14 protein-coding genes and 1 other RNA gene are annotated in these 15,650 nt (G+C 43.6%); 9 read left to right on the top strand and 6 right to left on the bottom strand.

The annotated features are described in order from the left end of the window. Position 1: 1 nt before the first annotated feature. The 5 genes from AC3IT7_RS10180 to AC3IT7_RS10160 all read right to left on the bottom strand — a co-directional run bounded on the left by AC3IT7_RS10180 (position 2) and on the right by AC3IT7_RS10160 (position 6,000). Complete coding sequence (locus tag AC3IT7_RS10180) at positions 2 to 1,693, bottom strand: phosphoethanolamine transferase (RefSeq protein WP_489250002.1); 1,692 nt, start codon at positions 1,691 to 1,693, stop codon at positions 2 to 4. Between the two features lie 617 nt (positions 1,694 to 2,310). Beyond that, positions 2,311 to 4,401 (bottom strand): polyphosphate kinase 1, encoded by a 2,091-nt coding sequence (gene ppk1 / locus AC3IT7_RS10175; protein ID WP_489248385.1) that lies wholly within the window; start codon positions 4,399 to 4,401, stop codon positions 2,311 to 2,313. A gap of 476 nt (positions 4,402 to 4,877) precedes the next feature. Beyond that, a non-coding RNA gene (gene ssrS / locus AC3IT7_RS10170) (6S RNA) lies at positions 4,878 to 5,061 on the bottom strand. 97 nt (positions 5,062 to 5,158) lie between these two features. Further along, positions 5,159 to 5,446 (bottom strand): cell division protein ZapA, encoded by a 288-nt coding sequence (locus AC3IT7_RS10165; protein ID WP_475653607.1) that lies wholly within the window; start codon positions 5,444 to 5,446, stop codon positions 5,159 to 5,161. Continuing rightward, a complete protein-coding gene (locus tag AC3IT7_RS10160; RefSeq protein WP_489248384.1) occupies positions 5,443 to 6,000 on the bottom strand; it encodes a hypothetical protein in 558 nt (185 codons plus the stop codon). Before AC3IT7_RS10160 ends, AC3IT7_RS10165 begins: the two co-directional genes overlap by 4 nt. Before the next feature lie 64 nt (positions 6,001 to 6,064). Between AC3IT7_RS10160 and AC3IT7_RS10155 the strand changes: the two genes are divergently transcribed. The 7 genes from AC3IT7_RS10155 (at position 6,065) to AC3IT7_RS10125 (ending at position 13,283) form a co-directional block, all read left to right on the top strand. Beyond that, positions 6,065 to 6,697 carry a UPF0149 family protein gene (locus AC3IT7_RS10155; RefSeq protein ID WP_489248383.1) on the top strand — a complete coding sequence of 211 codons (633 nt, stop codon included), beginning with the start codon at positions 6,065 to 6,067 and terminating at the stop codon, positions 6,695 to 6,697. Between the two features lie 131 nt (positions 6,698 to 6,828). Next, entirely contained in the window at positions 6,829 to 8,163 is a 1,335-nt protein-coding gene (pepP, locus tag AC3IT7_RS10150) for a Xaa-Pro aminopeptidase (protein WP_489248382.1), read from the top strand. Between the two features lie 289 nt (positions 8,164 to 8,452). After that, positions 8,453 to 8,692: a DUF378 domain-containing protein gene (locus AC3IT7_RS10145; RefSeq protein ID WP_475653611.1), complete on the top strand. Its 240-nt coding sequence runs from the start codon at positions 8,453 to 8,455 to the stop codon at positions 8,690 to 8,692. A gap of 465 nt (positions 8,693 to 9,157) precedes the next feature. Beyond that, on the top strand, positions 9,158 to 10,063 hold the full coding sequence (gene yddG / locus AC3IT7_RS10140; protein ID WP_489248381.1) for an aromatic amino acid DMT transporter YddG: 906 nt from the start codon (positions 9,158 to 9,160) through the stop codon (positions 10,061 to 10,063). 336 nt (positions 10,064 to 10,399) lie between these two features. Continuing rightward, complete coding sequence (locus tag AC3IT7_RS10135) at positions 10,400 to 11,608, top strand: FAD-dependent monooxygenase (protein WP_489248380.1); 1,209 nt, start codon at positions 10,400 to 10,402, stop codon at positions 11,606 to 11,608. After that, positions 11,605 to 12,858: an FAD-dependent monooxygenase gene (locus AC3IT7_RS10130; RefSeq protein WP_489248379.1), complete on the top strand. Its 1,254-nt coding sequence runs from the start codon at positions 11,605 to 11,607 to the stop codon at positions 12,856 to 12,858. The genes AC3IT7_RS10135 and AC3IT7_RS10130 overlap by 4 nt, the downstream gene beginning before the upstream one ends. Positions 12,859 to 13,028: 170 nt before the next feature. Continuing rightward, entirely contained in the window at positions 13,029 to 13,283 is a 255-nt protein-coding gene (locus AC3IT7_RS10125; protein ID WP_244782529.1) for a hypothetical protein, read from the top strand. A gap of 93 nt (positions 13,284 to 13,376) precedes the next feature. Here AC3IT7_RS10125 and rsmI read toward each other — a convergent pair whose 3' ends face one another. Then, entirely contained in the window at positions 13,377 to 14,219 is an 843-nt protein-coding gene (rsmI, locus tag AC3IT7_RS10120; RefSeq protein ID WP_489248378.1) for a 16S rRNA (cytidine(1402)-2'-O)-methyltransferase, read from the bottom strand. Between the two features lie 10 nt (positions 14,220 to 14,229). Here rsmI and AC3IT7_RS10115 point away from each other — a divergent pair, with 10 nt between their 5' ends. Next, positions 14,230 to 15,189, top strand: coding sequence for a penicillin-binding protein activator (locus AC3IT7_RS10115; protein ID WP_489248377.1), 960 nt, complete (start codon positions 14,230 to 14,232; stop codon positions 15,187 to 15,189). Positions 15,190 to 15,201: 12 nt separating this feature from the next. Next, positions 15,202 to 15,618 carry a YraN family protein gene (locus tag AC3IT7_RS10110; RefSeq protein WP_489248376.1) on the top strand — a complete coding sequence of 139 codons (417 nt, stop codon included), beginning with the start codon at positions 15,202 to 15,204 and terminating at the stop codon, positions 15,616 to 15,618. Positions 15,619 to 15,650: the final 32 nt, after the last annotated feature.

Genomic DNA, 15,650 nt, shown 5'->3' with positions numbered 1-15,650 from the left:
GCTAGGCTCGAGTTTGGGTCAGTGGTGGACATTGATTGAGCATATCATTTTTAGGGTCAATCACTTGGGTTTTTATATCCAGCAGACTTAACAGGGTGGGAAACAGATGGTCATGACTCAGAGCAGAATTTTTCTGAGCTTTTAAACAGGCAAGTTGCGAGGCTTGTTGCTGCTGCCAGTCATTTGAAAACCACATCAGCATCGGTACATGGGTTTGCTGGGTCGGTGCCATGGCATAAGGTGCACCATGTAAATACAGCCCATGTTCGCCTGTGGATTCACCATGATCGGATACATACCAGAAACCGGTTTGGTAGTGGCTTTGCTGTTGCAGGGTTTTAATCAGCTGGCTCAGGACATGATCCGTATATACAATCGAATTATCATAACTGTTGCGTAATTCTGTGGCGCTGCATCCCTGAATGGCATTGCTATTACACATCGGCTGGAAAGGCTGATAGGCTGCTGTTGAGCGTTTGAAATAGGCAGGTCCGTGACTGCCCATTTGATGTAATACAATCAAATGCGACTGGTTATCCTCCGGTTTAAGGCGGCTTAAATAGTCCTGCAAGCTGTCGACCAGAATTTCATCCAGACATTCACCACTGGCATCACACCATTTCTGTTTCAAGCTGGCAGGAATTTGATACTGCTGTACCCGGTCACAGGCACCTTTACAGCCAGAGTTATTATCGATCCATGTCACTTGATAGCCTGCACGTTGTGCTATATCGAGTAAGCCTTCGCGATGGCTGGCCAGTTGTTCATCATAACTTTTTCGTGGCATCCCAGAAAACATGCAGGGAACCGATACGGCAGTGGCTGTACCGCAAGAGCTGACCTGGGAAAAGTTAATAATATTGAGTTGAGATAATTCAGGATTGGTATTTTTCGCATAACCATTCAGGGCAAAACTTTCCGCACGGGCGGTTTCTCCGACCACCAGAACCATGACCCGCGGTTTCTGTCCTGCTTGAATCTGTTGAATCCGATGAGCATCTTCAGCAAAAGGCACCAGGGGCAAATTTTGTTGAGGTGCTTTTTTCCGATAATAAGACAGGCTAGAGGCAATCGTATTCTGAGGTGAAATCATGCCTTTTAAATCACGATGTTCACGAAAGATCGCGGCATAATCGACATAGAAGCAAAACAGTAAACTGACGATGATCAAAGCGGAAAATACGCTACTGAGTGATTTTTGCAGGAGCTGCTGTCCCAGTGAGGTGCTTTCAATCTTTAAAAACAGCATGACCGATAAAGGCAAAACCACAAAAACAGCCGTCCAGACCAGCAGGCGGATCGACCAGAGATCTCGAACTTCTCGTACATCTGTTTGCAGCATATTCTGGATTTGATCTGGGGTAATCACTACGCCCAGACTGTTGACAAAATAGGCACTCAAGCCGCCGATAACAATCAGCAAACTTGCAACGAATTTGGCATTCCATTTCCAGCTCAGGCATTGAATCACCAGATTATAGGCAGCAATAATCACCAGCGCTGTAGCAACCAAAAGCAGTCCGGACTTCAGGTTTTGATAGGGTGTAAATTGCTGGATTTTTTCATAAAAGCTGTAATTCAGGATCAAACCCAGCCATATTGCCAATAACAGGTTGAAATATAGAAGAGAAATAGATTTTTGCTTGCTGATACGGAATTGGGCAAATAAGTTTTTTATGAAGAGCTTGGCCATCATGGATCAATCAAAGACTTTGAGATGATTCAGCCTAAAACGGCAAGCTTAAAAGTGGCTTAAAATATCCATAAATCAATCTAAGATTAAAAATAACAACGTGTGAATTGGATAGGAAATAGGCTAATTTTTAGCCTGATTTTATCTTGATCCAAAAGCCATAAGGGTACAATAGCAGCACATTTTTTATTTTTTGAAATTATAAGAGTTCTTTCATAAATCATTTTTTAATCATTAAAAAGAAATTCCCTCTCCTTGTAGGAGATGAGCAGCACTGCTGCGCAAGGGAGAGGTTGTTTCTAAGAATTACCCTCATCCTCTTGCGAAGCTATGCTTCTCATCCCAGAGGGAGAAGGAACTTCCAAACTTCATTAAATATGAATGTAACGATCATTTTTTGATTTATGAAAGATATCTATAGATGTGCTGTCGTGGTGATGGGTACCTGGTGTATTTATATAGTGAGCGATCATACAGAAGTGGCGTATTGAAGAAGCCCAGTTTAAATAGACTTCTTCAATTTTAGATTTTAACTCTATCCATGAATGGGCTTGTGCAGAAATCAGAATCAATGAAATGATTGACTGCTACTTCATCAGGCAGAATGCCCAGTTTTGCTAAACTTTCTTTATCAGATTCTTTTCCCGTTGATCGGTCAAATATTGTTGTGCCATAAAAACTTCTTCATTTTCTTTCGGGCGGGTTAAGCTCCACTGGTCGTTTTTATCCAGTTCCCAGGCACGGGTATTGTCTTTTAAATAGTTAAGCAGCCCATCTTGGATAATCTGTTTCTTAATCTTTTTATCCTCGATAGGAAAGCAGCTTTCAACTCGGGAAAATAAATTTCTGCCCATCCAGTCGGCGCTGGCACAATATAATTTTTCTGCACCATTATGATGGAAATAATAAACCCGGGTATGTTCCAGATAACGCCCGACAATAGAACGTACCGTAATATTTTCAGACAGGCCTTCAACTTGCGGTCGTAAGCAGCAAATTGAACGAATAATCAGGTCAATTTTCACCCCGGCCTGTGAGGCCTGATATAAAGCCGAAATCAGTTGCGGTTCGGTCAAGGCATTGACTTTAATAATAATACGCGCAGTCTGACCGGCAAGGGCAAACTGGGTTTCCTGTTCAATATAGTGCAATAGCTGGTCATGCAGGGTAAATGGCGCATGAAACAGTTTTTTTAGTTTCGCCATCCGGCCCATACCGGTGAGCTCCTGGAAAATCTTGTGTACATCTTCTGCCATATCATTATCAGTGGTCAGAAGGCCGTAATCTGTATACATTTTTGCATTGCCGGCATGATAGTTGCCAGTGCCCAGATGTACATATCGACGCAGATTTTCTCCCTCTCTACGTACAATCAGAATCATTTTTGCATGGGTTTTATAGCCCACAATGCCGTAGACCACCACAGCGCCTGCTTCCTGTAACAGATTGGCCACGATAATGTTGGATTCTTCATCAAAACGTGCCCGCAGCTCAATGATTGCAGTGACTTCTTTACCATTTCGCGCTGCTTCTACCAGTGCCTGGACAATTTCAGAATCGGGGCCACTTCGATATAAAGTCTGTTTGATTGCTAAAACATCAGGATCTTTGGCTGCTTCCCTGAGCAGATTGATTACAGGCTGAAAAGAATCAAAAGGATGATGCAAAAGCACATCGCCTTTTTTTAATACATCAAAAATGAGACTCTGATTGCGCAACGCTTTGGGAATAACCGGCTGGAAGGGTTTGAAGCGTAATTCAGCAATATCGAAGTTGGTAAAGAAGCGGGTCAAATTTACCGGTCCATTGATACGATACAGTTCTTGCTGGGTCAGATTAAACTGTTCCAACAGATAGTTATTCAGTTTTTCCGGACAGCTCTGAGCAACTTCGAGTCGTACGGCACGACCAAAGCGCCGAGATGAAAGTTCATCCTTTAAGGCAATTGCCAGATCATCTACATCTGCAGCTAAAGTCAAATCTGCATTTCTTGTCACGCGAAATTGATAACAACCTGTAGCGGTCATTCCAGGAAACAGATCGTTGACATGATATTGAATCATGGCCGACAGTAAAATGTAATGTTGCTCGCCTTTGGGGCATAATTCTTCTGGCAAGCGAACCACACGCGGCAAAGATCGGGGTGCAGGCACAATGGCGAGATCGATATGACGGCCAAAAGCATCTTTGCCTTCTAATGAAACGATAAAATTCAGACTTTTATTGACCAGACGTGGAAATGGATGTGCAGGGTCCAAACTGATCGGGGTTACAACTGGCTGAATTTGTTTGAAAAAATAGTTTTTAATCCACTCATGGTGCCGTTCCAGAATGTCGTTAAACTGAATAAAGTGGATTCCGTAGTTTTTCAGTTCCGGTAATAGAGTCTGATTTAATATCTTGTATTGTTCTTCGACTGCATGATGTGCTGTGTCTGAGATTTGCTGCAAAATCACTTCATTGGGAATACTATCCGGTGCCGAGGTAATCAGCTTTAGATCAAGCTGCTTCATTAAGCCTGCAACTCGAATCTCAAAAAATTCATCTAAATTACTCGAAAAGATGATTAAAAAATTCAATCTTTCCAGTAAAGGATGGCAGCTATCTTTAGCCTGTGCCAGCACCCGTTTATGAAATTCCAGCAAAGAAAGTTCACGGTTGATATAGGTATGAGAGTTATGTAAGTTTTTTTTTGCAGCCGACGTCATAAATACCGATCTTAGAACAAGCCTGATTTGACTTGGCAGCGATATTAGAAAGAAATTGTGACAGAAATATGAAAATCACTTTGGCTTGGACTATGAGTTAAAATTAAATGACTGTAATTAAGATATATTTTAATTAAATTCTATTTTTATAAAGTGTCTATTATATAAGCAAATCGAGATAAGTTATAGGGGGGTAGCTGTGTACTTAACCCGGATCAGCACATTGAAAATCATAGAAATAATAAAATATTTAAGCAAAATATGCTGGCCATCACAGTGATTGGATTGCCAAGGCCTGCTTATGGTTTTCAGCAAAGCAATAAGATTGGCAGTGATTTTTCCACTTGCTGGCTATAGCTATATGAGATGAGCAAACTTGAGTGGTACTGGATATAAGAAAGATAAAATAGAAATAAAGACTGAAAGGAAGCGTCGAAAATTTGAGAAATGTATATTTAAAATTATTATAAAAACTAGAGTACTCCGAAGATGCCGCTGCATGTGTCGTTACCCTGAACCCGATGAGTTCAAGGAGGATGCGACGTATACTTGCTGGGTTTCCCATACGAAGATGGGCATACACTCTAAATATACAGAACACACCCATAAGTGTTAGTATCGGCAGGGGAATAGACCCGCTGGCGAACACCTCAGAGTTAAGCTAATTATAAACGATAATGCCGGTGTGGCAACTCTATGCTGTTCCTGAACTGTAAACAGATCAGTTGAATGGCCGAAGTTTAAACAGAATATGAAATTATTCAGTGAGTTCTTCAACTTCTTCTAAAATAGTTTGTAACAAACGTTCGCAATGCGCATATTGTTGCAGGGATCTGTTCATACTCAGGACTTCCTGCATCAGCTCAAGTGCCACCATAATAATCAGCTTGCTAGGCTCCATCCGCGGTGCTTTACGGCGATATTCATCGTATTTGTCATTTAATAACTGAGCTGCACGCTCTAATTCTTCCTGCTTGTCAGAGGTAGAGGCCAGACGGAAACTGTGCCCCAATACTCGAAGATCAATTGCAATTTGTTCGCTCATGAAGAGGCTTCCTCAGTTGCTTCAGTCGGGTGGGCCAGTTGCTGGATTTCCTGGGCATGATGGTCCTGCGCAGTTCCCAGAATGGCCAGACGCTGAATAATCGCTTCAACTTTGGCCTTGGCATTTTCATTTTTCTGGCTTAAACGTTCAGATTCCTGGTTCAAACGCTGAATTTCCTGCTGGGCATGACGCTGTTCAATCAGCATCTTTTCCTTTAATACCCGCAGCTCATTGCGTTCTGCCAGAATTTCCTGGAAACGGTTTTTCAGATCGGTACAGCTTTTTTCCAGACGGCCATAACGGTCTGCCAGTGCAGTTGCATCATTATTCAGCAGTTGAAACTGGGCACGCGAATCTGTCAATTGTTCGGTCAGGTTTTCATTTTCTTGTTGTTTTTGCGCAATCACGCTGTTCTTTTGTTCAATTTGCTGTTGATGTTGCACGATGGAAGAGTCTTGCTCTTCGCGCAAACTGGAATTTTCACTTTCAAGCTGTGCAAGTCGCGTTTTTAATACGCCAATCTGCACTTGTAGACGCTGTAATTCTTCTAACATATCGAGGTCGCACAGTGTTGCAAACAAAGGTAATATATAAGCAGTATAGAGATTGGATAAACGAATGCAAGACGATATTTCAGGTTGGACCGAATGGCACCGCAATTTTTCTTCAATTGAAGAAATTTCTAGCCCGAGTGAACTGCATGGTTTGCTGACCGGCATTGTTTGTGTCACTCAGGCGCCAAGCAGTGAAGAATGGTTACAGATTTTAGAAACACTGGATGTACCTGAACTGGATGCCGAAGCATTAGAACTGTTGACGGGCGAAGCTGAAGACGTGTTCCATGCACTGTCTGACGACGAACTGGATTATTTACCTTTGCTGCCTGATGATGAGCACGTGCTTTCGGAACGTGTACAGGCACTGGCAGACTGGTGTGCCGGTGTGGTCTTAGGTTTTGGTCTGGCTTCGGGACATATCCGTCAGGATGAAGTTGAACTGATTGAACATTTACAAGATGTTGCAGCGGTTGAATTTGAAGATTCTGACGATGATGCCGAAGGTGAAGAAAGCTATCAGGAATTGTACGAATTCGTGCGCCTGATTCCTGTCAGCTTGTCTTTAGGGCGTAAAAAAGTGGAAGTTGAAGAAACGCCACTGTTGCAGAAATTTAGCCAAAAAAATCAGCCTACAGCCGCTGCTACACAAGCACAAAGCGTGGTCGAGATTTTCTCGCCTAAACGTCCAAGCTAACTAAACCATTAGCTGTATAATCGTACTGCTTGAAATCAGGCATCTATTTTGCTGCTGTTACAGTAAAAATGTGGGTCTGGTTTCAAGACTATATTTTAATAAAAGCATGAATCGATAAGAAGTAAGGTGTAATGAAGAAATTAACACAAGCTGATTTTCAGGAACGTCGCAGTATTCTCGCAGGGGAAATCGGTTTACGCAGTATCGCGATTATCGCGACCAGTCCGGTGGCAATGCGCAACCGTGATGCAGATTATAAATACCGTGCTGACAGCAGTTTTTTCTATTTAACCGGATTTGCCGAACCTGAAGCAGTGGCTGTGATTGAAACTTTTGACACTGAAGAAGAAGGCTATAGCTACACTTTGTTCTGCCGGGAACGTAACCGGGAAATGGAAATCTGGAATGGTTATCGTGCCGGAATTGATGGGGCAATGCAGGATTATGATGCAGATGAAGCCTATGCGATTGATCTGCTCGATGAAGGAATACTGGAAAAATTACAAAATAAAGATCAGTTATTTTATCGGATTGGACACAATGCCGAATTTGATGCACGTGTAGCCAAATGGATTGCGACTGCAAGTGGTGAAAGCCGCCGGGGTACCTCTGCGCCAGCGCAAGTCATTCAGCTGGATCGTATCATTGACGAAATGCGTCTGCATAAAGATGCCAATGAAATTGAACTGATGCAGATTGCTTCCGATATTTCTGCGGATGCACACACGCAAGCGATGCGCGCAGTACGACCGGGCATGACGGAATATGCACTCGAAGCCGAACTGAATTATATTTTTGGCAAGAATGGCGGTGTGCCAGCCTATAATAGTATTGTCGGGGGCGGTGAAAATGCCTGCATCCTGCACTATGTAGAAAATGACAAAGAACTCAAAGATGGTGATTTGGTGCTGATTGATGCTGCGGCTGAATATCAGCTCTATGCTTCAGATATTACCCGTACTTTCCCGGTCAATGGTAAATTCAGCCCTGAACAGAAAGCCCTGTATAACGTGGTGCTGGATGCTCAAATCGCGGCAATTAATGCCGTGCAAATTGGCAATTCATATAAAGAACCTCACAATGTTGCGGTACGCATCCTGGTACAGGGGCTGCTTAATCTTGGCTTGATGCAAGGTGATATTGACGAGATCATAGCAAAAGAAGCTTTCCGCCAATTTTATATGCATGGTACCGGACACTGGCTCGGTATGGATGTACATGATGTGGGTGCCTACAAGGTCGATGGTGAATGGCGTGCTTATGAAGAAGGCATGGTAGTGACCGTTGAGCCGGGTTTATATATCGCCCCGGATGATGAAACTGTAGATGCAAAATGGCGTGGCATTGGTATCCGGATTGAAGATGATGTTGTCGCGACTCAAAATGGTCCACTGGTTTTAACTGCAAAAGTCGTCAAAACCGTAGAAGACATTGAAGCATTAATGGCAAAAAATCAGGCTGCTTAATTCTGGAAAAATGAAAAGCCGGTCACTGGGCCGGCTTTTTTTATGTATGTCTGGATGGCTTCGAAGCCAGTGATCTTCAGCCATGTCTGAACTATAAAAAAGATTTTAATTACACTAATCGCGAATAACTCAAGTAAAACTAACCCGGTTAAAATTTGCCGCTTAAAAATTGACAGGAATTCAACACAGAAAATCGGTTTTTAGCATCAAAGCTACATATTAAATCTGCTTTGCTTCCCATACTTTCTCTGATCCTTAAATAAACTTAAAGAACAGCAGGAGAAGACTTATGAGACTAAATACGATTGACTGGATAGCTTATGCCTTAACCATTATTGGAGGTATCAACTGGGGCTTAATTGGTGCATTCGACTTTAACCTGGTTGCTGCGATCTTTGGTGATATGAGTGCCTTATCTCGAATTGTGTATGTACTGGTTGGTTTGTCTGCATTGTACCTGATCTATACCGGTACCAAATTAGGCAAAACAGTTCATCATACAGATCACCATACCAACGTTGTGCGTTAACAGTTGGCTGCAAGCCAGCGTTAAATAAAAACGAGTTGTATGTTGGATATAGTTAACTGGTTTTAATGATCAAATTTTTAGAAACGGAGCTCTGGCTCCGTTTTTAGCAGTTGTATCATACATCGTGTCATTAACTGGGAAAGCCGTTGTTTGGAGGATTTTGCATGGCTTTAAAAAAGCAGTCATAGCAAAAAAAATCCTGATACAGTAAATCATCCCCCCATAAAAGCTATAGCTTCTAGACTTTCTAAACTGAATCGAACTGTCAAAAACAGAATTTTTTGTGCTGGATTTATCGCAACAGCGCTACAGACTTGCCGGAAAATTACAGTTTTTATCTAAAATTGAAGTATCTGTTATTTACTCTCACACTTATTAATTGCATGATCCCAATAAGTAGAAAAATTGACCTTTAAAACTAAAAGATAGCACCTCAGCATATCTCTAATTTTGAGTAAATAGCCCATGCTTTTAAACGCTCTACCGGTATTTAATCGAAATATCGCAACCTTAATTGGTTTTACTGCAGTCATTTTCTGGAGTACCAATGTGGGTTTAATTCGTAGTGTCAGTGAGAGTTTTGGCGCGGTTGCAGGCGCTGCTCTAATTTACAGTGTGGCATCTGTGATTCTACTTTTCACGATTGGCATGCCTAAATTTTCTACTATTCCAAAATCTTATTTATGGTGGGGAAGTCTTTTATTTGTCGCTTATGAATTATGTTTTGCTCTTTCTATTGGCTATGCTCAAAATAGTAGACAGGCAATCGAAGTTGGCATGATTAATTATCTATGGCCGACTTTTACCCTATTATTTGCAATTGTGTTCAATAACGTTAAAGCTAATTTTCTCATTATTCCTGGCTGTATATTGGCCCTGGTTGGAATTTGCTGGGTTCTAGGAGGAGATACGGGTTTTGATATTTTTCAAATATGGACAAACTTACAAGCGAATCCTCTTAGCTATGGCTTAGCTTTTGCTGCAGCTGTTTTGTGGGCTGCATATTGTTCTGTAACAGTAAAAACCTCTCAGGGTAAAAATCTAGTCACTATATTCTTTGCTCTGGCGGCAGTGGTGCTCTGGGTCAAATATTTCCTGATGGAGGGCGCGGCGCTTAATTTTACTTATGATAATACCGTCACTTTGATTATGGCAGCTGGGGCTTTAGGTTTGGGATATGGAGCCTGGAATATCGGTATTATTTCCGGAAACATGACCTTACTGGCTGGTGCCTCTTATTTTACCCCGGTGTTATCTGCTTTGTTTGCGGCATTATTGCTGAGCACATCTTTGTCCTTTATCTTCTGGCAAGGTGTGGCAATGGTCACGGCAGGAGCAATTCTATGTTGGCTCGCAACCCGAAAACAGTAAATAACAGAAGCTTGGAGCAACACTCAGATTTCTTTTTCTCTTATTTAAATCCTGTTATGTTGAATAAAGGTCGAGATGAGTCATGTCAAAGGAACAGTTCGGATTGTTTTAGATCAGCTATGACTAAAAGGCAGGCAGATCTGTCTTGGCAGACAATTTGCAGTTAATCGGAACGATTCGCAAAAGCAGCTGAATGACCCAAACCGGCTCGCAATCGAACATTGCCGGGAGAGACACGCTATTTCATTATAAAAAAGAAAATTTTTGAGCTAATATAAAATCCATCATGATTATAAGTATCTATCTAGATAGATACGACATTGAAAGGATTACAGCATGCAACAAGAAGTCATCATTGTCGGTGGTGGTATGGTCGGCTTAAGCCTCGCACTGATGTTGGCGAAAACCAATATTGCAGTCAAACTTTTGGAAGCCATCAAATATCCAGATTATGATGATGAAAATCTTGCCCCGTATCATTCCAGTTTTGATGCACGAAACAGTGCCTTGTCACGCCGTAGTGTGCAGATTTATCAGGAACTTGGCCTTTGGGATGCATTACAGCAACATGCCACGCCAATTCTGGAAGTAAATATTACCGAACAGGGCAGTTTTGGTAAGGCACGCCTGAAAGCCGAACAGGAAAAAGTCGAAAGTTTTGGTCAGGTGATCGAAAATGCCTGGCTCGGCCGGGTGCTTCTCACTCAAGTCAAAAAACAGCCATGCATTGAACTGATTGATGGCGTTCAGGTCACTGCATTAACCCAGGATGCAGATTTTGCCTATATTGAGGCTCAACGTGGTGAAGCTTCACTAAAATTACAGTCCAAACTGGTGATCGCAGCCGATGGCCGGGATTCTTTCTGCCGCAAAGCCTTGGGCATTGGTGCTTCAGAGCATGATTATGATCAGGTGGCGATTGTCACGACCGTGCAAACCTCGAAGCCACATGCTCGTGTCGGTTTTGAGCGTTTCAGTCATTTAGGCCCTTTGGCGCTACTGCCATTGCCGGGTGAATATCGTCGTTCAGTAGTCTGGCCAGTGAAAAAAGGCACTGAAGGAGAATGGCTAGGTGAGGAAAATGACCAGCATTTTCTGGATGCCTTGCAGCAAACCTATGGCGACCGTGCCGGAAAATTCCAGAAAACCGGCAAGCGTTTCAGTTTCCAGCTTTCTCAAGTGCTGGCCGAAAAGCAGGCAGTGGGCCGCGTGGTACTCATGGGCAATGCCGCGCATACTATTCATCCGGTTGCCGGTCAGGGTTTTAACCTGTGTATGCGTGATGCACATGTGCTTAATCGCTATCTAGCAGAACAGCTTGAGCAGGGAGCTGATTTAGGCGATGCTGCAATGCTACAGGACTACGAAAAATCACGCCTGAAAGATCAGCAGCGTGTCATTAAATTCTGTGATTCGGTAGTACGCGGTTTCAGTAACCAGAATCCATTCCTTAAACTGATTCGTAATACGGGCTTAATATGCTTTGAGAATATTCCAGGCATTAAACCTTTGGTCGCGAATTATGCCATGGGGTTAAAAGCATGAGCTTGAATCAGAATAATGAAATATTGGATGTGGTCATTATTGGCGGTGGACTGGTCGGTGGCCTCACGGCGCTTTTGCTGGCTCAAGGTGGCGTGCAGCCTACGGTTTTGGATGCAGCACCAATTCTGGATGCAGATAAAACCGTAACTGTGGCCAATCCGCGTGTATTGGCTTTGAGTCAGGCCACCATCCATCTGTTAAAAACTGTAGGTGTCTGGGACAAGTTGGCGCGCCAGCAGCCTTATACCGGCATGCAGGTCTGGAATAAAAATGGTTATGGTGAAATCAATTTTGGCCAACCCTCAGAAAAAACACCATCGGTAGAGCAAGCTTTAGGCTCAATGGTGGAACCGAGTATTCTGAATCTGGCTATTCAACAAAAGATGCTTGCAGATGTGCAGGATTACCGTACCCAGGTCAAGGTCAGCCGGGTCGAGCGTGGCGTAGGCGTCTGGATCATTCATCTGGCCGATGGCACGCAGCTGAAAACCAAACTGGTGATTGGGGCAGATGGGGCCAACTCCTTTGTCCGTGAACAAGCCTTCATTGATATTGATGTCCTGGATTACAAACAGGCCGGGATCAGTTGTGCCATTCAAACCGCACAGCCACATCAGCATATGGCACGCCAGATTTTTCTGGAAACTGGCCCTCTGGCGTTCTTGCCGATGGCCAGTCTTGAAACCGAAGAGCAGGGACATTGGCAATCGATTGTCTGGACCTTGCCAGAGGATTATGCTGAAGAATATGCAACACTCTCTGATGCCGAATTTACTCAGCTATTGACCCGTGAAAGTCATCATATGCTTGGCGAAGTATTACAGGCCACCCCGCGCGCCACTTTTCCATTAAAGGCCCGTGCAGCCCAACACTATGTGCAAGATGGTCTGGCTTTGATTGGCGATGCTGCCCATGTGATTCATCCGCTGGCAGGTCAAGGGGTGAATATTGGCTGTCTGGATGCTGCTGTGCTTTGTGATGTATTGTTGCATGACCGAGCGCGTGGCGTTTGGGCGCACGAGCAAACCCTCAAGCGCTATGAGCATCGCCGTAAAGGCCAAAATGATGCCATGATGCATAGCATGTCTGCGATTGGCTGGATGGAAACGACTTTATTTTTCCCAGTGGTCTGGGCTCGTAATTTTGGCCTGAAACAGGTCGAAAATCAGCCTAGATTAAAAGATGCTTTTATGGCGCAGGCCAATGGTCTGAGCTTACTAAAAGACACGCGTTATGCTACTTCGTGTTGAAGTGTAAATTTTTTAAACAAACATCTATAAAGAGTAACGATTTTGTTTAAAAAAGATACGATTTTTTAATGTTTGGTACTAGGCGAATGCCAGATAGATTGCTAAATTTCACTTAATTCGACACCTGACTTTAAATGCAAAGCCAGCGCTCATTTTTTGGGGAGAAGCACATGACAGACATGAATGATTATGATGACGACGTTGAAGATTCAATCGTCGATGACGATGAAGCAAAAGCAGCCGAGAAAGGCGCAGCAAACACTGCCGAGGTCGTAAATGATACCGATCTTGCAGAAGCTGAAACCCTGACTGTAACTGCCAAATTAAAGAAGCGTCAGGCACTTGAAGATGAAATTGCGGCTTTCCTTGCCAGTGGTGGCCGTATTGTTGAAGTCCCGGCAGATGAGTCAGTGGCTAAAGAATAAGTCGCTCATTGATTGGCCAGATAAAAAAAACACCACAATGAATGTGGTGTTTTTTTTGCGAAAAGTACAGCTGGAAAAATATCTGCAATCAGACTAGTCGTTGGCTGACGTCAGTTCTAATGCACGCTGATAAGCCACTTTCTTTTTGATACCGGTCAAGTCTGCCGCCAGTTGTGAAGCTGCTTTAACTGACAGATCCTGCAATAAGCGGTTCAATAATTTATCCAGCTTTTCCTGATCCAGATCTTTTTCCTGGGTTGCTCCGCCAATCACCAGAACAATTTCGCCTTTTTGCTGATTGTGATCATTGGCAATGAATTCGACCAATTCACCCAAAGTCATTTTCTTGATGGTTTCAAAGGTTTTGGTAATTTCACGCGCAAAGCCAACAGAACGGTCTGCACCAAATACTGTTGCCATATCTTTGACACATTCCAGAATCCGGTGCGGTGCTTCATAAAAAATTAAAGTCTGGGTTTCATCTTTGAGCTTTTCCAGATTTAGCAGACGCTGACTTTGTCGGGATGGCAGAAAACCTTCAAAACTGAAACGGTCACTCGGCAAGCCGACTGCACTTAAGGCCGCAATCGCGGCACATGCACCCGGCACAGGAATCACACGGATATTATGTGCTTGTGCAGCGCGGACAAATTTAAAGCCGGGATCGCTAATCAGCGGCGTGCCTGCATCACTGATCAGAGCCATGTCTTCGCCATTGAGCAGACGCTGGATCAGCTGATCAATCTTGTTGCTTTCATTATGTTCATGACAGGCAGTCAAAGGTGTTGGAATATTAAAGTGTTTGAGCAACTGTGCGGAAGTTCGTGTATCCTCGGCGGCAATAAGACTCACCGATTTCAAGACCTGAACTGCACGATAACTAATATCATCTAAGTGCCCGATTGGAGTCGCAACAACAAATAACTGAGCACTCATAGGTTTCTCCATGTGGAATAAATCGAATAATAAAAAATGGAAGATGAAAAATAAAATATTGGGCTTGTGTTTAGTCAGCTACATCAGCAGCGTACAAGCAGAAGTGCTGATCATTCTACCCGAATCCGGGCCTTTGGCGCGAGCTGCATCGAGTATCAAACACGGATTTCTGAGTGCCTATGCGACTTCCGGACAAAAAGTTCCATTGAAATGGGTCAATTCCGATCAGAAAAATATTTCCCGATTACTCAAACAGCATATTAATAAAAACACCCAAATGGTAGTGGGGCCCTTGGCACGTAGCGATGTGGAACAACTGCTCAAGAGCAGACCCAAAGTGCGTACCCTCAGCCTGAATGATGTCGCAGAATCATCGCCACAGGTCTGGCAATTCAGTTTATCCAAAAAAGAGGATGCTGCCGCCTTAAAAACTCTCTTGATTAAAGACGGGATCCAACAGGTGCTGGTTTTGCGCCAGCCGGGCAGTGAAGCAGAACATGAACTGTTGCTGATGTCCCTGTTGAGCCAGAGTAATCTGAAATTCAAGATTGTGGACAGGCCACCGCGATTGTTAATGCCAAGGCAGGGCGTGTTATTCCTCGGCAATGCTGAAGGGCTGGCTGCCATTCCCGAATTAGGCCGCAAGCGGATATATACCGTAGCCAATGCGATCAGCGAACAGCACAGACCGCCACAAGGGATCAAGTTCTGTGATGTTCCCGTACTATATCTGGCGGACTGGCCGGATGTGTTACAAGCCTATGCCAAGGAACCGGTCAATCTGTCCTATCAGCGCCTGATTGCCTTTGGTGGTGATGCCTGGCAGATTACCCAGCAGTACCTGTCCCAACCACGTTTGCAGCATATTGAATTTCAGGGCAGAACCGGCCGGATTCAGATCACTGAACAGGGTGTTCAGCGGACTCCGCAATGCTTTCAATATAGCGGCACCGGTGTCAGGCTGCTTTAAGGGGAAGGACGCATGATGCAACAGAAACTTGGAGTATGGGCAGAGCAGCAAGCCGCCCAACTGATGCAGCAGCAGGGATTTCAGTTAGTTGCAGTCAATTATCACAGTCGTTATGGTGAGCTGGATCTGATTCTGGAGCGTGAACAGGAGCTGGTCTTTGTCGAAGTCAAGGCACGTGCGCATACCCGCTATGCGCAGGCGATCGAGTCAGTATCGAAGGTCAAACAGGCTAAAATGCTCAAGACTGCAATGTGTTTTATCCAGAAAAATCCACAATTTGCACACTATTACTATCGTTTTGACGTGATTTGTTTTGATTTTAAACAGCAATTTGCAAAAACCATACAGCATGACTTTTCGCAATACCCTTATGATCTGGAGTGGATTGAAAATGCTTTTACTTTTGATCAAGAGTTTATTAATCTTTGAATAAAATAAGGTCTAAAGATGCTTATATTTGC

The organism is Acinetobacter sp. KH_038, from assembly GCF_057839405.1.
This window is presented reverse-complemented; position numbering and strand designations above follow the sequence as displayed.

Coding starts and splice junctions, on each gene's coding strand:
- AC3IT7_RS10180 (WP_489250002.1), bottom strand. CDS start 1,693: ATGGCCAAGCTCTTCATAAAAAACTTATTTGCCCAATTCCGTATCAGC.
- ppk1 (WP_489248385.1), bottom strand. CDS start 4,401: ATGACGTCGGCTGCAAAAAAAAACTTACATAACTCTCATACCTATATC.
- AC3IT7_RS10165 (WP_475653607.1), bottom strand. CDS start 5,446: ATGAGCGAACAAATTGCAATTGATCTTCGAGTATTGGGGCACAGTTTC.
- AC3IT7_RS10160 (WP_489248384.1), bottom strand. CDS start 6,000: ATGTTAGAAGAATTACAGCGTCTACAAGTGCAGATTGGCGTATTAAAA.
- AC3IT7_RS10155 (WP_489248383.1), top strand. CDS start 6,065: ATGCAAGACGATATTTCAGGTTGGACCGAATGGCACCGCAATTTTTCT.
- pepP (WP_489248382.1), top strand. CDS start 6,829: ATGAAGAAATTAACACAAGCTGATTTTCAGGAACGTCGCAGTATTCTC.
- AC3IT7_RS10145 (WP_475653611.1), top strand. CDS start 8,453: ATGAGACTAAATACGATTGACTGGATAGCTTATGCCTTAACCATTATT.
- yddG (WP_489248381.1), top strand. CDS start 9,158: ATGCTTTTAAACGCTCTACCGGTATTTAATCGAAATATCGCAACCTTA.
- AC3IT7_RS10135 (WP_489248380.1), top strand. CDS start 10,400: ATGCAACAAGAAGTCATCATTGTCGGTGGTGGTATGGTCGGCTTAAGC.
- AC3IT7_RS10130 (WP_489248379.1), top strand. CDS start 11,605: ATGAGCTTGAATCAGAATAATGAAATATTGGATGTGGTCATTATTGGC.
- AC3IT7_RS10125 (WP_244782529.1), top strand. CDS start 13,029: ATGACAGACATGAATGATTATGATGACGACGTTGAAGATTCAATCGTC.
- rsmI (WP_489248378.1), bottom strand. CDS start 14,219: ATGAGTGCTCAGTTATTTGTTGTTGCGACTCCAATCGGGCACTTAGAT.
- AC3IT7_RS10115 (WP_489248377.1), top strand. CDS start 14,230: ATGTGGAATAAATCGAATAATAAAAAATGGAAGATGAAAAATAAAATA.
- AC3IT7_RS10110 (WP_489248376.1), top strand. CDS start 15,202: ATGATGCAACAGAAACTTGGAGTATGGGCAGAGCAGCAAGCCGCCCAA.